This is a genomic window from Pseudomonas sp. GD04019, assembly GCF_029837695.1.
GTDB lineage: Bacteria > Pseudomonadota > Gammaproteobacteria > Pseudomonadales > Pseudomonadaceae > Aquipseudomonas.
Genome location: NZ_JAOEEA010000010.1, coordinates 208,761 through 226,150, shown reverse-complemented (window position 1 = coordinate 226,150; position 17,390 = coordinate 208,761). Strand labels below are relative to the sequence as shown.

Sequence of the window (17,390 nt, the reverse complement as noted above, 5' to 3'; positions counted from 1 at the left end):
TGACCTGTATTCTCTCGGCGCTGACGGCCAGGAAGGTGGCGACGGTACCAACGCCGATATCGGTAACTGGGACCTTTGATTTTCGATGCGAGCTGCGCGGGGCTTCACTCTCATCGAGTTGCTGGTGGTGCTGGTCCTGCTCGGCGTGCTGACCAGCCTCGCCGTGATCGGCAGCGGCCTCGCCAGCAGCCCCGCGCGCAAGCTCAATGACGAGGCCGATCGCCTCAACAGCCTGCTGCGCGTCCTGCTCGACGAGGCCGTGCTGGATAACCGCGAGTACGGCGTGCGCTTCGAGGCGCACAGCTACCAGGTGCTGCGCTACGAGCCGTTGAAGTCGCGCTGGGAGCCGCTGGATAACAGGATTCACGAGTTGCCGGAGTGGGTCGAGCTGAGCATCGAGGTGGAAGACCAGAATGTCGGCCTGCCGACGGCCAAGGGCGACAAGGAAAAGTCCGGACCCAAGCCGCCACAGCTGCTGATTCTCTCCAGTGGCGAGCTGACGCCCTTCACCCTGCGTCTGGCCGGTGGTCGCGAGCGCGGCGCGCCGGTGCTGCTGCTGAGCAGCGATGGCTTCGCCGAGCCGCAGCTGAAGCCGGAAAATGCCAAGGGGCGCTCCGGATGAGGCGAGCCCGTGGCTTCACCCTGCTCGAGGTGTTGGTGGCCCTGGCGATCTTCGCCGTGGTCGCCGCCAGCGTGCTCAGCGCCAGCGCCCGCTCGCTGAAGACCGCTGCCCGGCTGGAGGACAAGACCTTCGCCACCTGGCTGGCGGACAACCGCCTGCAGGATATCCAGCTGGCGGACAGTCCTCCGGGCGAGGGGCGCGAGCAGGGCGAGGAGACATACGCCGGCCGCCGCTGGCTGTGGCAGAGCGAAGTGCAGGCCACCAGCGAGCCGGAGATGCTGCGCGTCACCGTGCGGGTGGCGTTGCGTCCCGAGCGCGGCCTGCGCGGCAAGATCGAGGACAACGCGCTGGTCACCCTCAGTGGCTTCGTCGGGGTCGAGCCATGAGGCAACGTGGCTTTACCCTGCTGGAGGTGCTGATCGCCATCGCCATCTTCGCCCTGCTGGCCATGGCCACCTACCGCATGCTCGACAGCGTGATGCAGACCGACCGCGGCCAGCGCGAGCAAGAGCAGCGTCTACGTGAGCTGACCAAGGCCATGGCCGCCTTCGAACGCGATCTGCTGCAGGTGAATGCACGCCCGGTGCGTGACCCGCTGGGCGACCCGCTGCCTTCCATGCGTGGCGACAGCGGGCGCGATACCCAGCTGGAGTTCACGCGCAGCGGTTGGCGCAATCCGCTTGGCCAGCCGCGGGCCACCTTGCAGCGGGTGCGCTGGCAGTTGGAAGGCGAGCGCTGGCAGCGCGCCTACTGGTCGGTGCTGGATCAGGCCCAGGACAGCCAGCCGCGGGTGCAGCAGGCGCTGGAGGGGGTCAAGCGCTTCGAGCTGCGCTTTCTCGATGAAGAAGGCCGCTGGCTGCAGAGCTGGCCGGCGGCCAACAGTCGCGCCGACGAGGCGCTGCGTCAGTTGCCCAAGGCCGTCGAGCTGACCATCGAACACCGTTACTACGGCGAGCTGCGGCGCCTCTGGCGCATGCCGGAGATGCCGCCGCAGGAGCAGGTCACACCGCCCAATGGCGAGGATGGGGCAGAAGACGGCGGCGAGCTGTTGCCGGAAGAGCCCAGCCCGGAGCTGCCGCAGGAGCCGCAAATATGAGGCGCCAACGCGGGGTGGCGCTGATCACCGTGCTGCTGGTGGTGGCGCTGGTGACCATCATCTGCGCTGCACTGCTGCTGCGCCAGCAACTGGCGATCCGCAGCACCGGCAATCAGTTGTTGGTGCGCCAGGCGCAGTACTACGCTGAGGGCGGTGAGCTGCTGGCCAAGGCCATGTTGCGGCGTGATCTGGGCACCGACCAGGTGGATCACCTGGCCGAGCCCTGGGCCAATCCCAAGCTGAGTTTCACGCTGGACGAAGGCGGCGAGCTGCGCCTGCGCATCGAGGACCTGTCCGGACGCTTCAACCTCAACAGCCTGGCCGCCGATGGCGAGGCCGGAAAGCAGGCGCTGCTGCGGCTGCGTCGGCTGTTGCAGACATTGCAGCTGAGCCCGGCCTATGCCGATCGCCTGCTGGATTGGGTCGATGGCGATCAGGACCCCGGCGGCATGTCCGGCGCGGAGGACGATCAGTACCTGCTGCTCAAGCCGCCCTATCGGACCGGGGTAGGGCGCATCGCCGATGTCTCCGAACTGCGCCTGCTGCTGGGCATGAACGAGGCCGACTACCGGCGCCTGGCGCCCTTCGTCAGTGCGTTGCCCAGAGACATCGGGCTGAATATCAATACCGCCAGCGCCCAAGTGCTGGCCTGCCTGGGTGACAACATCCCCGAGTCGGCGCTGAAAACGGTGATCGAGGGGCGCGGGCGTACCGGTTACCGTGATACCGGTGCGTTCACCCAGCAGCTGACCGCCTATGCGGTGAGCCCTCAGGGGCTGCTCACCGGTAGCCAGTATTTTCGTGTCACCACCGAAGTGCTGCTGGGTGACCGGCGCCAGGTGCTGGCCAGCTATCTGCAACGTGGTAATGATGGGCGCGTGCGTGTCATGGCGCGCGATCTGGGGCAGGAGGGCCTGGCGCCCATGCCCGTCGAGGAGTCCGAGGAATGAGTCTGCTCAGCGTTTTTCTTCCGCCACAGGCCTGTGCCGAAACGGCGACCGATCTGCCGGTTTGGCGGGTCGATGGCGATATCTGCAGCCAGCGCCCCTTCGCCGAAGCGCTGCCGCATGAGGATCAGGCCTGGCGCCTGGTGCTGCCGGTGGAGGCGGTGACCGTCTGCGCCGTACAGCTGCCCACCACCAAGGCGCGCTGGCTGCAGAAGGCATTGCCGTTCGCCGTGGAGGAGCTGCTGGCCGAGGATGTGGAGCAGTTTCACCTGAGCGTTGGCGGCCAACTGGCCGATGGTCGTCATCGGGTCTATGCGGTGCGCCGTGTGTGGCTGTCCGGCTGGCTGGCGCTGTGTGGCGACAACCCGCCGCAGCGCATCGAGGTGGATGCCGATCTGCTGGTCGAGGAGGGCAGTCAGCTGCTGTGCCTGGGCGATCGCTGGCTGCTCGGCGGCACCGGTGAGGCGCGTCTGGCCCTGCGCAGCGAGGATTGGCCGCAACTGGCCGCGCTCTGCCCATCCCCTCGGGTCGCCTATGTGGCGAGCGGCCAACCGGCGCCCGCGGACGTCGACGAGACTCATGAAGTGACCCAGCTGTTGCCCTGGCTGGCGCAACAGCGGGCCCAGTGCAATCTGGCGCAGGGCCCGTTTGCCCGGCGCGAGCCGTCCGGTCAGTGGCAGCGCTGGAGGCCGCTGGCTGCGCTGGTCGGTCTGTGTCTGGTGCTGCAATGGGGTTTCAATCTGGCTCAGGGCTGGTACCTGCAGCGCGAGGGTGAACGTTATGCCCAGGCCAGTCAGGAGCTGTACCGCGAGCTGTTCCCCGACGACAGCAAATTGATCAACCTGCGTGCGCAGTTCGACCAGCACCTGGCCGAGGCCGAAGGAGGAGGGCAGAGCCAGTTACTCAGCCTGCTCGATCAGGCCGCCGCGGCGATCAATCAGGAAGGCGCGAAGGTGCAGGTACAGCAGCTGGACTTCAATGCTCAGCGCGGCGACCTGGCGCTTAACCTGCAGGCCAACGATTTTGCCTCGCTGGAGAGCCTGCGTACGCGCCTGCAGGAGGCTGGGCTGGCGGTGGACATGGGCTCGGCGAGCCGTGAAGACAGCGGCGTCAGCGCACGCCTGGTGATTGGAGGTAATGGATGAGCGGCTTGGCTTCGCAACTACAGGCGCGGGTCGCCCATCATCCGCTGACCGCCCGCTGGCAGGGGATGCCCGCGCGTGACCGTCTGGCATTGGTGCTGCTCGGCGGCTTCCTGGCGCTGGTGCTGCTCTATCTGCTGCTGTGGCGGCCGGTCAGCCAGAACCTGGAGCAGGCGCGCAGTTTCCTCCAGCAGCAGCGGGCGCTGCATGCCTACCTGCAGGAGCATGCGCCGCAGGTGCGCTCGCTGCAGGGGCGTCCGCAGGTCAGCATCGACGCCACTGCCCTGCAGGGCCTGGTGACCGGCAGCGCGGCCAGCCAGGGCCTGAATGTCGAGCGCCTGGACAACCAGGGCGACGGTGGCCTGCAGGTCAGCCTGCAGCCAACCGAGTTCGCGCGCCTGTTGCGCTGGCTGGTGAGCCTGGAGGAGCAGGGCGTGCGGGTCGACGAAGCGGGACTGGAGCGGGCCGAGAAAGGATTGGTGACGACTCGCCTGCTGCTGCGCGCGGGTTGATTGCGATTGCACCAGACGGGTGCCCTCGGCACCCGTATCGGGCATGAGCAGAACCGTCGTAAAAACCGATCCTGAAGAAAAATTTCAAGCAGGGTATTGACTTAGCAAAGGCCTCTGCGTAAATTGCGCCACCTCGCAAGGCTACTCGGGTGATTAGCTCAGCCGGGAGAGCATCTGCCTTACAAGCAGAGGGTCGGCGGTTCGATCCCGTCATCACCCACCATATCTCTTGCGAGACCGACGCGCAGCGGTAGTTCAGTCGGTTAGAATACCGGCCTGTCACGCCGGGGGTCGCGGGTTCGAGTCCCGTCCGCTGCGCCATATACAGAGAAGCCCTCAGTTCGCAAGAGCTGGGGGCTTTTCGCATCTGGCGGAAAAGTTTCGTCGTCACCGTTTTGTCATTGGGAATCTTCAGTCTGTTGGCATGGTCTTTGTTTCAATCAAGACCTAACGACAGGAGGAAGAACCTATGGATGACTACGTCGAAGAGCTGCTGGAATCCCACGCTATCGAGCATGATCCGGCCGACCCGGCCGAAGATGCCACCGAGCTGTAAGGCTCGTTCTCAAGTCGCCTGTAGACGCTGGCTGCGGCGGAACTCCCCTGGAGTCTGCCCGCTCCAGCGCTTGAAGGCGCGCTGGAACGCCTCCGCCGAGGCGAAGCCGAGCAGGTAGGCGATCTCGCCGAAGGCCAGTTCAGTATCGCGGATATAGGCCATCGCCAGATCCCGCCGCGTTTCATTGAGCAGGGTGCGGAACTGCGTGCCTTCCTCGGCCAGCTTGCGCCGAAGCGTCCAGCTCGGCAGCTGTAATTTCCTCGCCACTTCGTCCAGTTCCGGCTCGCGGCCGTGCAGCATCGGCCCGAGCAGATGGGTGATGCGTTCGCGCAGGCTGCGGGTGCGGGTCAATTGCTCCAGCTCCCGTTCGGCCAGTTCCAGCAGTTGCTGCCAGGTGCTGGGGCAGTGCTGGGAGAGCGGCTGGTCGAGGCTGGCGTTGGCCAGGCGCAGACGGTTGTGGGCGGCGCCGAATTCCACCGGGCAGCCGAAACAGGTTTCGTAGCGCTCGGCATAGTCCGGCGCGGGGAACTCGATCTCCACCCGTTCCACCACCAGCGTTTCGCCCAGCAGGGCGCCGAGCTGGTGGCGCCAGCTGGAGAGCACCGAATCCACCACGAAGCGATTGAAGTCGTTGTAGGGGCTGATCGAGTAGAAGCTCAACCAGGCGCCACCAGTGTCTTCGGTGAAACTCGACTGCCCGCGGTAGTTGTGGGCGTAAAGTGGTTCGAAATGGATCAGCGTGCGCGCCGCCTCGCGCAGGGTCGGTGCCTGCCCGGCCGTGACGCCGGCCAGGCCGGCCTGGCTGATGCGGCTGTGGCGGCCCATCTCCAGGCCCAGGGCGCGATCTCCACACAGGCCGATGGCGCTGTGGCCCAGGCGCATGTAGCGCGGAATCGACAAGCGCTCGCGCGGCAGGGCCAGGCGGGCGGCGTCCAGGCGGAACTGGCGCAGCAGATCGTCGGCGGCCAGGCTTTTCTCGGCCAGGGCGGCCACCAGACCGTGGACGAAGGCGACGGACAGGTCGCCGAGGCGGACGCGGCTCGGCTTCATCTCACAGCCACAGGTTGAGCAGGCGCGCGCCGGGCGCTTCGTCGACCACCTGGTGGTGGTCGCGCTGCACCGCCATGCTGCGGCCGTCGCTGCCCAGGCCCCACAACTGACCGCGCATGAACACGGCGATACCGGCGCGGGCGGGCGTCTCCTGCAGCTGCGCCGGCAGGGAGTGGCGCAACCAGGCCTCGCCCTCGCTGAGCTCCCTGGCGCGGCTGCGCAGGTCGTTGGGAGTACCGGACCAGATGCCGTTCCAATGGTCGTTGCCATGCAGGAAGGCCGGCACTGCCAGCAGCTCCACCTGTTGCGCGACCAGTGGGGCGTAGCTCTCCGCCCGCCAGCTGTCGGTGCCGATCAGCACGCCCAGGCGACCGGCCGGGGTTGTGACTACGTGTAGCGCCTGGTCTGAGGCTGCAGCGGTGAAGCTGTCCTCGTCGCGATGTGGCAGCACCTTGCGCTGGGGCTGGCCGAGCGGCATGCCGTCACTGCCGAACACCAGGCTGACGTTGTACAGCGGGCCGTCGCCGACCTGCAGCATGCCTTCCTCGACGCGAGGTTCCGGCAGCACGATGGAGCCGGCGACTATGGTCACTCCGTAGGTCTCGGCCAGGCCGCCAAACAGGTTCTGGTAGTCGGCGGCCATCTGCTCGGCCTTCATCCGCAGCAGGGCGTCGCTGAAGCGCGCCGTGCCCTGGTTGGCCAGTAGCGCGCGGATCAGCTCCAGAGGATGGCTGAGGCCCAGCCAGATGCGGGCTTCGGCCAGGTCGCGGGCGGCGAATACTTCGCGCTTCTCGCCGACCGCCACCAGCCAGGTGCCGATATGTTCGGGCAGCACCACCACCGTCTTCGGGTTGAGCAGGCCTTGGCTCTGGGCCTGGTCCAGGTAGGCGGCCAGCTTGCGGTGCAGGTGCAGGGAACTGCGGTAGTCGGCGCGGTACAGCTCGGGCTGGATGCCCAGCAGGTTGCCGCGGCCCTGGTCGCTGCCCAGGCTGAAGGCCAGCGAGCTGCGCAGGTCGCTGAGGAAATGGCTGGCGGGCCGCCACTGGATCCAGGTGGCGTAGGCGATCAGCAGGATGACGAGCAGCAGCCAGAAGGTGCGGTGGAGCAACTTGAGCATGATGAGGCCTGGTGGAAATAAAGCCGCCAGCCTAGGGCAAGGCGTCGCCTTTGCCTAGTCGGGCTGTCAGTTACGATCAATAACTTGTGCTTTTCGATCATTGAGCGGTCGGCGGTCGCTCTTTATCGTCTGCCGCAACAACGACCACGTGCGAATCAGTGCGTGGCAGACCGTGATAAGCCCGACGCTGTGGAGATGACCATGAGCAACGCCTACCCGAACCTGCTGGCCCCCCTGGACCTGGGTTTCACCACCCTGAAGAACCGCACCCTAATGGGCTCCATGCACACCGGCCTGGAAGAGAAGCCGAACGGCTTCGAGCGCATGGCAGCGTACTTCGCCGAGCGTGCCCGTGGCGGCGTCGGCCTGATGGTCACCGGCGGCATCGGCCCGAACGAGGAGGGTGGCGTGTACTCCGGCGCGGCCAAGCTGACCACCGTCGAGGAAGCCGAGAAGCACAAGATCGTCACCAAGGCGGTGCACGAGGCGGGCGGCAAGATCGCCATGCAGATCCTGCATGCCGGGCGCTATGCCTACAGCCCGAAGTCGGTGGCGCCGAGCGCCATCCAGGCGCCGATCAACCCGTTCAAGCCGCGTGAGCTGGACGAGGAAGGCATCGAGAAGCAGATCCAGGACTTCGTCACCTGCTCCCTGCTGGCCCAGCAGGCCGAGTACGACGGGGTCGAGATCATGGGTTCCGAGGGCTACTTCATCAACCAGTTCCTCGCCGCCCACACCAACCACCGCACCGACCGCTGGGGTGGCAGCTACGAGAACCGCATGCGCCTGCCGGTGGAAATCGTCCGCCGCGTGCGCGAGGCCGTAGGCCCGAACTTCATCATCATTTACCGCCTGTCCATGCTCGACCTGGTCGAGGGCGGCAGCACCTGGGACGAGATCGTCCTGCTGGCCAAGGCCATCGAGAAGGCCGGCGCTACCATCATCAACACCGGTATCGGCTGGCACGAAGCGCGTATCCCGACCATCGCCACCAAGGTGCCGCGTGCGGCCTTCACCAAGGTCACCGCCAAGCTCAAGGGCGAAGTCAGCATCCCGCTGTGCACCACCAATCGCATCAACACCCCGGAAGTGGCCGAGCAGGTGCTGGCCGAAGGTGACGCCGACATGGTCTCCATGGCCCGTCCGTTCCTCGCCGACCCGGACTTCGTCAACAAGGCCGCCGCCGGCCGCGCCGACGAGATCAACACCTGCATCGGCTGCAACCAGGCCTGCCTGGACCACACCTTCGGCGGCAAGCTGACCAGTTGCCTGGTCAACCCGCGTGCCTGCCACGAGACCGAGCTGAACTACATCCCCACCGCCACCGTGAAGAAGATCGCCGTGGTCGGCGCCGGCCCGGCGGGTCTGGCCGCCGCTACCGTGGCGGCCGAGCGCGGCCACAGCGTGACCCTGTTTGATGCAGCCGGCGAGATCGGCGGCCAGTTCAACGTGGCCAAGCGCGTGCCGGGCAAGGAAGAGTTCTACGAGACTCTGCGCTACTTCAAGAAGAAGCTGGAAACCACCGGTGTCGACCTGCGCCTGAATACCCGAGTGTCGGTCGATGACCTGGCCAAGGGCGGCTATGACGAGATCATCCTGGCCACCGGCATCGCCCCGCGTACCCCGGCCATCGAAGGCATCGACAACGCCAAGGTGATCAGCTACCTGGACGCCATCCTGCAGCGCAAGCCGGTCGGCCAGAAGGTCGCGGTGATCGGCGCCGGCGGCATCGGCTTCGACGTCTCCGAGTTCATCACCCACGCCGGCGAGACCACCAGCCTGAACCGCGATGCGTTCTGGAAGGAGTGGGGCATCGACACCGCGCTGGACGCCCGTGGCGGCATCGCCGGGATCAAGGCCGAGGTGCATCCGGCTGCCCGTGAAGTGTTCCTGCTGCAGCGCAAGAAGACCAAGGTCGGCGACGGCCTGGGCAAGACCACCGGCTGGATCCACCGTACCGGCCTGAAGAACAAGAACGTGCAGATGCTCAACTCGGTCGAGTACCTCAAGGTCGACGACGCCGGCCTGCACATCCGCATCGCCGAGGGCGAGCCGCAGGTGCTGCCGGTCGACACCGTGATCGTCTGCGCAGGCCAAGACCCGCTGCGCGAGCTGCAGGATGGCCTGGTCGCCGCCGGCCAGAGCGTGCACCTGATCGGTGGCGCCGACGTGGCGGCCGAGCTGGACGCCAAGCGGGCGATCAACCAGGGCTCGCGCCTCGCCGCCGAGCTGTAACGAAAATGCCCCGCCCAGTGCGGGGCGTTTGCTATGTGGCGCATAACAACAAGGAGAAACCCCATGTCCACCGATCTGCAATTGCAACCGGCGGCCGCTGCCAGCCTGCAGCGTTGGCACCAATTCATCGCCGCCAAGGATCTGCGCCAGCTGCCCGAGCTGCTGCATGCCCAGGCGGTCTTCCGCTCGCCGATGGCGCACAGCCCCTATCCGGGCGCGCAGGCGGTCAATCTGATCCTCAATACCGTGCTGCAGGTGTTCCAGGACTTCGCCTATCACCGCGAACTGGTCAGTGCCGATGGTTTGAATGTGGTGCTGGAGTTCTCCGCCCGCGTCGGTGAGCGCGAGCTCAAGGGCATCGACATGATCCGCTTCGACGAGAGCGGCAAGATCGTCGAGTTCGAGGTGATGGTCCGTCCGATGAGCGGTTTGCAGGCGCTCGGTGAGGAAATGGGCCGCCGTCTGGCGCCCTACCTGGCTGCCGCCAAGGCCTGAGAACCTGTTTACGATCTGCTGCGCGTCGGCTAAACGGTGTTGAAAACAGCCTCGGACTGCTCATTTACCACTCGTAAACTCCGCGTCCTCGGCTGTTCTCGCCACCGTTTATCTCTAGCTCGCGAGATCGTAAGCAGGCTCTAACGCCCAGCCCGTCACAGTTTCACCCTGCCGCCGGTCTGCTGCCGCGCGGTGGCAGGGCGCTGCCAACCCAGTCACATTGCCCGCGTTCCGTTTTCCCCTAGACTTGCCTGAAACAATGGATGGCGCCTGCTTCGCAGGTTATGTGCACGCGCGGAACAACCGTAGCGCGCCGATCGTGATCCCGGTGGCCTTGAGGAAAATCCATGAGCATGCAGAACAAAGCGCAGATGGTTGAGGCGGTGCTGTTCTTCAATGAACAGGGCGTCTGCAAGCAAATGCTCTTCCCCGAGTTCGAGGCCCTGCTCGACAACGTGGTGAGCATGCCCGAGTTCGCCGACCAGCAGATGCGCATGGCCTATGTGCTGATCAATCCGCGTTTGATGGTGCGTGCCGCGGTGTTCTTCTACCTGGACTTCGACGAGAGTGGCGCGGCCGACAAGGGCTGGAACCTGCCGCTGCGCCATCTCGCCGACAACGCCGGACGCGGCCCGGACCTCGGCGCCGGCCCGATCCGCCTGGCCTGCCGCAGCCAGTGCCCGGTGTCCTGGCACCAGATGCACCTGTGGGACCCCAGCCTGGCGCCGGGCAAGAACGACCTGGCGGTGATCCGCGACGTGGTCAAGCGCAACGCCCTCGGCCTGCTGGCGGAAGAAGAGACCGCCGTGGTGCTGCCGGAGCGCCTGCAGGTGGCCGCCGAAGACAAATGGCAGGCGCCGGATGCCGCTCGCGATGAGGCCGATAAGCAGGCCGAGCGCAAGGAGCAGGAGCATCGCCTGAAGACCGCCCAGCTGATCAAGCAGCAGCGCCTGCGCATCAGCACCCTGGGCAAGCAGTACGAGGAAGAGCAGGCCCGCTTCAAGCTGGCTGCCGATGAGCGCCAGCGCTCGCTGCAGACCGAGATCCACAACCTGCACCAGGCCCTGCGCCAGCAGGAAGAGCTGAATGCCAGCCTCAAGGAACAGCTGGGCGCCCAGGCCGATGGTATGCAGCAGACCCGCGAGGAGCTGTCCCGTCAGCTGCGCGATCTGGAGCGCCACGGCCGTACCGAGGCCGACATCCTGCGCGCCCAGTTCGATGCCGAGCTGCAGGCCCGGGTTGCCGCCGCAGTGGCGGAGTTCAAGGAGCAGGTGGCCATTCGCGACGTCGAGCTGGCCTACCGCGCCGAGCAGGAAACTCAGCTGCAGAATGAGCTGGAGCGTCTCAAGCGCGAGCGCGACGACCTGGCCAGCCAGGGCGGCGAGCAGATCCTCGAGCGCCTGGCCAAGCTCGGTGTGGTGTTCGTCGTCTATCACCCGGGCGCCGGCCACCTGACCATCCCGCTGCAGGACATCGCGCGCTACCAGAACAACCCCATGAGCTACGCGGCGGCCAAGTGCTTCGTCTCCGAGGAGCAGTACCGCCAGTGGCTGGCGCACTACCAGCAGCCGACGTGCGAGGCTAGTCTGCCGTCCGGTGATCGCTGTGCCATGCCTATCGACCGGGTGGAAACGCCCAGCCGCTTCGTGGTCGGCGAGTCCAACTGCTGTGCGCGACACAAGGCCGGAGCGCGCCTGCGCACCGTGAGCTGAGCGGTTACCATGGTGCCCGGCGCCTGACTCCTGGCGCCCAGCCGATCAGCTCCCATGTCTATTGTCCTGCCGCACTGGAACCCATCCGCCCCCCTGCAGCCCCTGCGTCTCGACTGGCTCGCGCTCGCCGCCGTCGAGGTCGCCGTGCTGCGCCTGGACCTGCTCGATCCGCTGATCTCCGGCAACAAGTGGTTCAAGCTCAGGCCGCATATCGAGGCTGCCGCGGGCGCGGGTGCCGATGGTCTGATCAGCCTGGGCGGTGCCCATTCCAATCACTTGCATGCCCTGGCCGCGGCCGGCCGGCGCTTCGGTTTCGAGACCGTCGGCCTGTTGCGCGGTGAGCCGCAGGACACGCCCACGACCCGTGATCTGCAGGAATACGGCATGCGTCTGCACTGGCTCGGCTACGCCGGCTATCGCGAGCGGCATCGCGCCGACTTCTGGCAGCCTTGGCGCGAGCGCTATCCGCAGCTGTTGCCGGTGAACGAAGGCGGCGGTGGCCTGCTGGCGGCCCGGGCCTGCGCGGCTATAGTCGAGTTGGCCAGGGCGCAATTGGCCGAACTGGGCTGGAGCGACTACCACGGCTGGTGGCTGGCGGCCGGCACCGGTACCACGGCGGCCGGTCTGGTGCTGGCCGAAGGCGGCGAACGCCCGGTGCATGTGGCCATGGCAGTGCCGCCTGGCCATGGTGTGGAAAGCCAGCTGCAGGCCATCCGCCATGAGGCGGGGCGGCTCGATGCGGGCTACCGCCTGCTGGACGCCAGTCGCGGCGGTTTTGGCCGGATCGATGCGCCATTGGCGCAGTGTATCGACGATTGCGAGCGAGCTAGTGGACTGCCGCTGGAGCCGCTCTACACGGGCAAGGCCATGCTGGCATTGCGCGGCGAGGTGGAGGCCGGTTACTTTGCTCCGGGTACGCGCCTGCTGCTGCTCCACACCGGAGGCTTGCAGGGGCGCCGGGCCATGGCCCAACGCCTGGAAGAACTGGCAGCAGTACGCCAAGAATAATGAAGGACAGGTGTCGATGACCGAGCCGCTGAATCCCGAACAGCTGCGCAGCTTTACCCCGCTCAACGTGCTTTCCGAGCAGCAATGGCGCGAATTGCGTGCCCAGCTGGTGCCGCAGCCGCTATTGGCCGGCCAGCTGCTGTTCCGCCAGGGCGACCAGGCCCGCACCACCTATTACCTGCTGTCCGGCGAGCTGCTGCTGCGCGATGCCGATGGCCGCGAGGAGCGTCTGCAGGCCGGCAGCGAGGCCAGCTGCCATCCCCTGTCACCGACCCTGCCGCGTCAGCACGAGGCGCGGGCGCTGACCGACGTCAGCGTGCTGGCCCTGGACAGCGCCAATCTCAGTCGCCTGCTGACCTGGCGCCTGGCCTACCAGGACCTGTTGCTGGACCTAGGCAGCAATGGCGACGACGTCGAGTGGCTGGAGCGTCTACTGGAAAATCCGCTGTTCACCAAGGTGCCGCCGGCCAACGTGCGCGCCATGCTCGAACGCCTGCGTCCGATCGATCTGCCGACCGGCAGCCGGGTGCTGGTGGAGGGCGAGGGCGGCGACTGCTGCTATTTCCTCAAGAGCGGGCGCGCCGAGGTGTTCCGCGGCGGCGAGGGCGGCCGCCAGGTGCTGGCCGAGCTGGAAGTCGGTGCCTGCTTCGGCGAGGAGGCGCTGCTTTCCGATCAACCGCGCAACGCCACCGTGACCATGATCGAGCCCGGCATGGTGCTGCGCCTGGACCGCCAGGACTTCTTCGCCCTGCTCAAGGCGCCGGTGGTGGACGAAGTGTCGTTCGGCGAGGCCGCGCGCCTACTGTCGGCCGGTGCCCAGTGGCTGGATGTGCGCCTGCAGGCGGAATACGAGCGCGGCCATGCGCAAGAGTCGCTGAACATGCCGCTGCACCTGCTGCGCCTGAAGGTGCGTCTGCTGGACAAGTCGCGTACCTACCTGTGCTACTGCGACAGCGGCAAGCGCAGCGCCAGCGCCGTGTTCCTGCTCTCGCAGATGGGCTTCAGCGCCTATGCGCTGCGCGATGGCCTGGATGCGCTGCCGGCGGTACAGCGTGGCGCACTGCTGTGCGAAAACGGTCCGGGTTACCTGGCCCGTTCCGGCGGGCGCACCGAGCGCAGCCACTGATCGCTAGCGCGGGGCACAGTGCGGCCATTGGTCGTTGACCAGAAATAGCCGTTCGCCCTCGCGCCACTCATCGTCATCCCGCTCCAGGCGCACCAGCAATTGTGCCGGTGCCTGCTCGGACAATCCTTCCATCCATACAGCCAGTTGTGCGGGCGACCACAGTGCTGACGTTGGCACGTGCGCGGGTGCCAGCCAGGCATGTCTTTCCAGCGGCTGCCAGTGTTGCTCCGCTGTGGTCAGTCGCGCCCAGTCGCTGCGGCGCAGCCAGCGCCCGCGCAGGTGCTCGGGGTTACAGCCCGAGGGCGCGCGGCAGTCGCCGGGCGCGGGGTAGAACAGGTAGCCACTCAGCCAGGCGGCGGAGCGGGGTGCTTGCGTTGTCAGCTGCGCCAGCGTTGCCTGGGCCGCCAGGCTGGATGCCAACGGCAACTGGTGGCGAGCCAGGTGGTCCAGCTTGAGCCCCAGGCGATCCTCGCTGGACGGCCCGAGCCAGTTGGCAGCGTCCGTGCCGGATTGCTGATCCGGTCCCAGGTACAGCTTGATCGCCAGTTCCAGGTGGTGCACGCCCTCGTCGTCCTGCAGCAGCAGGTCCAACTCGCCCAGCGTGTGGCCGTCCTGGCGTATCGGCAGATTGGCGGCCAGCAGCTGCACGTCCGGGGCCGCCTGCAGGGCGAACTGCCACAGTCGCTCGTAATAGCGACCGAGGCGGCTGGAGCCGTTGGCCAGGTGCTCTTGCAGCGCCGCGCTGTGCGCTTCCTGGTGCAGCAGCCAGTCGACCAGGCGCTGCGGCTCATCGAACCAGCGACTGGCGGCCAGTGGATGGCGCAGGGGCAGCTCGCTGCCATCGAGCAGGGCGGGAGAGAGCAGGGCCCAGGCCAGGTCGCGTACCTGGGGCTGGCGCAGCTGCGCCAGCAGGTCATCCAGCGGCGAATTCATGGGCCGAGCATAGCCGAGGCGGTTTGCTGCGATCAGCGGCTTTCGCCCATAATCCGGGCAACTCCCCCGTTGCAGAGCGCCCCATGGAGCAATTTCGCAATATCGGCATCATCGGCCGCCTGGGCAGCGCCCAGGTGCTCGACACCATTCGCCGCCTGAAGAAGTTCCTGCTCGAGCGTCACCTGCACGTGATCCTCGAAGACACCATCGCCGAAGTGCTGCCCGGCCACGGCCTGCAGACCTGCTCGCGGAAGAACCTCGGCGAGATCTGCGACCTGGTGGTGGTGGTCGGCGGTGACGGCAGCATGCTCGGCGCCGCCCGCGCCCTGGCCCGGCACAAGATTCCGGTGCTCGGCATCAACCGTGGCAGCCTGGGCTTTCTCACCGACATCAAGCCGGACGAACTGGAGGTGAAGGTCGCCGAGGTGCTGGAAGGGCGCTTCCTCGAGGAGAGCCGTTTCCTGCTGGAGGCCGAGGTACGGCGCCACGGCGAGGCCATCGGTCAGGGCGATGCGCTCAACGACGTGGTGCTGCACCCGGGCAAGTCGACCAAGATGATCGAGTTCGAACTGTTCATCGACGGCCACTTCGTCTGCAGCCAGAAGGCCGACGGCCTGATCATCGCCACGCCGACCGGCTCCACCGCCTACTCGCTGTCCGCTGGCGGGCCGATCATGCATCCCAAGCTGGATGCCATCGTCATCGTGCCGATGTATCCGCACACCCTGTCCAGCCGGCCCATCGTGGTCGACGGCAACAGCGAACTGAAGATCGTAGTGGCCGACGATCTGCCGATCTACCCGCTGGTGTCCTGCGACGGCCAGAACCACTTCACCTGCGCGCCCGGCGACACCATCACGGTGGCCAAGAAGCCGCACAAGCTGCGCCTGATCCATCCGCTCGACCATAACTACTACGAGGCCTGCCGCACCAAGCTCGGCTGGGGCGGCCGCCAGTGGAGTCACGACTGAGATGCTCGACCCCGCGCGCGGCTACGATCTGATCGGCGACGTGCACGGCTGCGGTCGCAGCCTGGCGCGCCTGCTGGAACAGATGGGCTATCGCCGCGAGGGCGGTGTCTGGCGCCATCCACGGCGCATGGCGCTGTTCCTCGGCGACCTGATCGACCGCGGCCCGCGCATCCGCGAGGCGCTGCACTTGGTGCACGACATGGTCGAGGCTGGCCAGGCCCTGTGCATCATGGGCAATCATGAATACAACGCCCTCGGCTGGTACACCGAGGCGCCGCCGCACAGCGAGCGCCGCCATGTGCGCGAACACACGCCGCGCCACGAGCGCCTGCTGCAGCAGACCTTCCGCCAGTTCGCCGAACATCCGCAGGATTGGCGCGACTTCCTCGACTGGTTCCAGCAGATGCCGCTGTTCATCGACGCCGGGCGCTTCCGCCTGGTGCATGCCTGCTGGGATGACAGCCTGATCGGCGCGCTCAAGGCCGACTACCCGGACGGCCGCATCGACCGCGACTTCGTGGTGGCCTCGGCGGTGCCGGGCAGCTTCGCCAACCGAGTGTTCGAGCGTCTGTTGCGGGGTACCGACCTGCGCCTGCCCCAGGGCCTGACCCTGACCAGCGAGGAAGGCTTCACCCGCGCCTACTTCCGCACCAAGTTCTGGGAAGACGACCCGCAGACCTATGGCGACGTGGTGTTCCAGCCCGATGCCTTGCCCGACAGCGTGGCCAGCCTGCCGTTGACCCCGACCGACAAGGGCCGCCTGCTGCAGTACGGCCTGGACGAGCCGATGCTGTTCGTCGGCCACTACTGGCGCCGCGGCCGCCCGGCGCCGCTGCGGCCCAACCTGGCCTGTCTGGACTACAGCGCGGTGATGTACGGCAAGCTGGTGGCTTACCGTCTGGACGACGAGCTGCAGATCGATCCGGACAAGTTCGTCTGGGTCGAGGTGGAACGGCCGGAGGCGCCGCAGTGAGCCGGGTAGAGGCGCTGCGCCGGCCGTTGCAGGAAGACCTCAGCGGTTTCGTCAGCTTGTTGCGCCGGTTGCAGGTGCCGCACCGGGTCAGCGAGGAGCGTGATGCGCAGGTGCTGTGGGTGCCGGTCGAACCGCTGGTTGCTCAGGTGCGCGAACTGTACCTGCGCTATCCACGTGGTGCCGCGGAGGAGGATGTACCCACACCCGCGCACCCACTGCGGCCTGGCCTGGTGGCGCAATTGCGGGCCAGTTGGATGACCAGCGCGGTGCTGCTGCTGACGCTCCTGGTGGCTACAGTCACTTTGCTCGGTGACAACTTCACCACCCTGCGCTGGCTGACCTTCCAGGACTTCCACATCCAGGGCGACTACATCTACTTCCAGCCCTGGCTGACGAGCCTCGAGGCGGGGCAGTGGTGGCGCCTGGTGTCGCCGATGTTCATCCACTTCGGCGTGCTGCACCTGGCCATGAACGCCATGTGGTACTGGGAGCTAGGCCGGCGCATCGAGTTTCGCCAGGGCGCCTTTGCCCTGCTGGGGCTGAGCCTGCTGTTCGGTCTGTTGTCCAACCTGGCGCAGTTCTGGTTCGGCGGCCCTTCTTTATTCGGCGGCCTGTCCGGCGTGCTCTATGGCCTGCTCGGCTATTGCTGGATCTTCCAGCTGCTGGCGCCGACCCCGGCCTACGCGTTGCCGCGTGGCGTGCTGGCGATGATGCTGATCTGGCTGCTGGTCTGCCTGTCCGGGGTGATCGACACCCTAGGCTTCGGTTCCATCGCCAATGCTGCCCACGTCGGCGGGCTGGCCGCCGGATGCGCCGCCGGCCTGATCGGCGGTGCACTGGCGCGTGCGCGCCGGTAAACTTGGCCCCCTGTTTAGCTTCCGTTGTCGGAGTCCGT

Annotated in this window: 18 protein-coding genes and 2 tRNA genes; 17 read left to right on the top strand and 3 right to left on the bottom strand. The window is 66.8% G+C overall.

All coding sequences use genetic code 11. From position 1 onward, the window contains the following. The 9 genes from N7607_RS17255 to N7607_RS17215 form a co-directional block, all read left to right on the top strand. On the top strand, positions 1-79 hold a 79-nt coding region (locus N7607_RS17255; protein WP_279869326.1), incomplete at its 5' end, for a type II secretion system protein GspG. A 6-nt stretch (positions 80-85) separates the two neighbouring features. Continuing rightward, entirely contained in the window at positions 86-622 is a 537-nt protein-coding gene (gene gspH / locus N7607_RS17250) for a type II secretion system minor pseudopilin GspH (RefSeq protein ID WP_279869321.1), read from the top strand. After that, positions 619-1,008, top strand: a complete 390-nt coding sequence (gene gspI / locus N7607_RS17245) for a type II secretion system minor pseudopilin GspI (RefSeq protein WP_279869320.1) — start codon at positions 619-621, stop codon at positions 1,006-1,008. Before gspH ends, gspI begins: the two co-directional genes overlap by 4 nt. Beyond that, a complete protein-coding gene (gspJ, locus tag N7607_RS17240; RefSeq protein WP_279869318.1) occupies positions 1,005-1,718 on the top strand; it encodes a type II secretion system minor pseudopilin GspJ in 714 nt (237 codons plus the stop codon). The genes gspI and gspJ overlap by 4 nt, the downstream gene beginning before the upstream one ends. Then, complete coding sequence (gene gspK, locus N7607_RS17235; RefSeq protein ID WP_279869317.1) at positions 1,715-2,668, top strand: type II secretion system minor pseudopilin GspK; 954 nt, start codon at positions 1,715-1,717, stop codon at positions 2,666-2,668. Before gspJ ends, gspK begins: the two co-directional genes overlap by 4 nt. Next, on the top strand, positions 2,665-3,810 hold the full coding sequence (gene gspL, locus N7607_RS17230) for a type II secretion system protein GspL (RefSeq protein WP_279869316.1): 1,146 nt from the start codon (positions 2,665-2,667) through the stop codon (positions 3,808-3,810). Before gspK ends, gspL begins: the two co-directional genes overlap by 4 nt. Next, the gene (locus N7607_RS17225; RefSeq protein WP_279869315.1) at positions 3,807-4,319 is read left to right on the top strand and encodes a type II secretion system protein M; all 513 of its coding nucleotides are present in this window, start codon (positions 3,807-3,809) and stop codon (positions 4,317-4,319) included. Before gspL ends, N7607_RS17225 begins: the two co-directional genes overlap by 4 nt. A gap of 147 nt (positions 4,320-4,466) precedes the next feature. After that, positions 4,467-4,542 (top strand) — tRNA-Val (locus N7607_RS17220). A 21-nt stretch (positions 4,543-4,563) separates the two neighbouring features. Continuing rightward, a tRNA-Asp gene (locus N7607_RS17215) sits at positions 4,564-4,640 on the top strand. A 244-nt stretch (positions 4,641-4,884) separates the two neighbouring features. On the opposite strand, the gene N7607_RS17210 is transcribed toward N7607_RS17215, so the two are convergent. After that, positions 4,885-5,925, bottom strand: coding sequence for an AraC family transcriptional regulator (locus N7607_RS17210; RefSeq protein ID WP_279869313.1), 1,041 nt, complete (start codon positions 5,923-5,925; stop codon positions 4,885-4,887). A 1-nt stretch (position 5,926) separates the two neighbouring features. Next, entirely contained in the window at positions 5,927-7,042 is a 1,116-nt protein-coding gene (locus N7607_RS17205) for a carbon-nitrogen hydrolase family protein (protein WP_279869312.1), read from the bottom strand. Between the two features lie 195 nt (positions 7,043-7,237). Between N7607_RS17205 and N7607_RS17200 the strand changes: the two genes are divergently transcribed. From N7607_RS17200 to N7607_RS17180, 5 genes are all read left to right on the top strand, one after another. Next, positions 7,238-9,277, top strand: a complete 2,040-nt coding sequence (locus tag N7607_RS17200; RefSeq protein ID WP_279869325.1) for an NADPH-dependent 2,4-dienoyl-CoA reductase — start codon at positions 7,238-7,240, stop codon at positions 9,275-9,277. A gap of 63 nt (positions 9,278-9,340) precedes the next feature. Continuing rightward, positions 9,341-9,772 carry a nuclear transport factor 2 family protein gene (locus N7607_RS17195; RefSeq protein WP_279869311.1) on the top strand — a complete coding sequence of 144 codons (432 nt, stop codon included), beginning with the start codon at positions 9,341-9,343 and terminating at the stop codon, positions 9,770-9,772. Between the two features lie 347 nt (positions 9,773-10,119). Beyond that, positions 10,120-11,484 (top strand): chromosome partitioning protein ParA, encoded by a 1,365-nt coding sequence (locus N7607_RS17190; protein WP_279869310.1) that lies wholly within the window; start codon positions 10,120-10,122, stop codon positions 11,482-11,484. A 54-nt stretch (positions 11,485-11,538) separates the two neighbouring features. After that, positions 11,539-12,492, top strand: a complete 954-nt coding sequence (locus tag N7607_RS17185; protein ID WP_279869309.1) for a pyridoxal-phosphate dependent enzyme — start codon at positions 11,539-11,541, stop codon at positions 12,490-12,492. A gap of 16 nt (positions 12,493-12,508) precedes the next feature. Then, positions 12,509-13,618, top strand: a complete 1,110-nt coding sequence (locus N7607_RS17180; RefSeq protein ID WP_279869308.1) for a cyclic nucleotide-binding domain-containing protein — start codon at positions 12,509-12,511, stop codon at positions 13,616-13,618. 3 nt (positions 13,619-13,621) lie between these two features. Here the strand turns inward: N7607_RS17180 and N7607_RS17175 are convergent, their stop codons facing one another. Then, positions 13,622-14,551, bottom strand: coding sequence for a DUF1853 family protein (locus N7607_RS17175; protein WP_279869307.1), 930 nt, complete (start codon positions 14,549-14,551; stop codon positions 13,622-13,624). Positions 14,552-14,634: 83 nt separating this feature from the next. Between N7607_RS17175 and N7607_RS17170 the strand changes: the two genes are divergently transcribed. Genes N7607_RS17170 through N7607_RS17160 form a run of 3 tightly spaced genes read left to right on the top strand, consistent with a single transcriptional unit; the run spans position 14,635 to position 17,352 of the window. Then, positions 14,635-15,522, top strand: a complete 888-nt coding sequence (locus N7607_RS17170) for an NAD(+) kinase (RefSeq protein ID WP_279869306.1) — start codon at positions 14,635-14,637, stop codon at positions 15,520-15,522. Between the two features lies 1 nt (position 15,523). Beyond that, a complete protein-coding gene (locus N7607_RS17165) occupies positions 15,524-16,495 on the top strand; it encodes a metallophosphoesterase (protein WP_279869305.1) in 972 nt (323 codons plus the stop codon). Beyond that, positions 16,492-17,352: a rhomboid family intramembrane serine protease gene (locus N7607_RS17160; RefSeq protein WP_279869304.1), complete on the top strand. Its 861-nt coding sequence runs from the start codon at positions 16,492-16,494 to the stop codon at positions 17,350-17,352. The genes N7607_RS17165 and N7607_RS17160 overlap by 4 nt, the downstream gene beginning before the upstream one ends. Positions 17,353-17,390 lie beyond the last annotated feature (38 nt).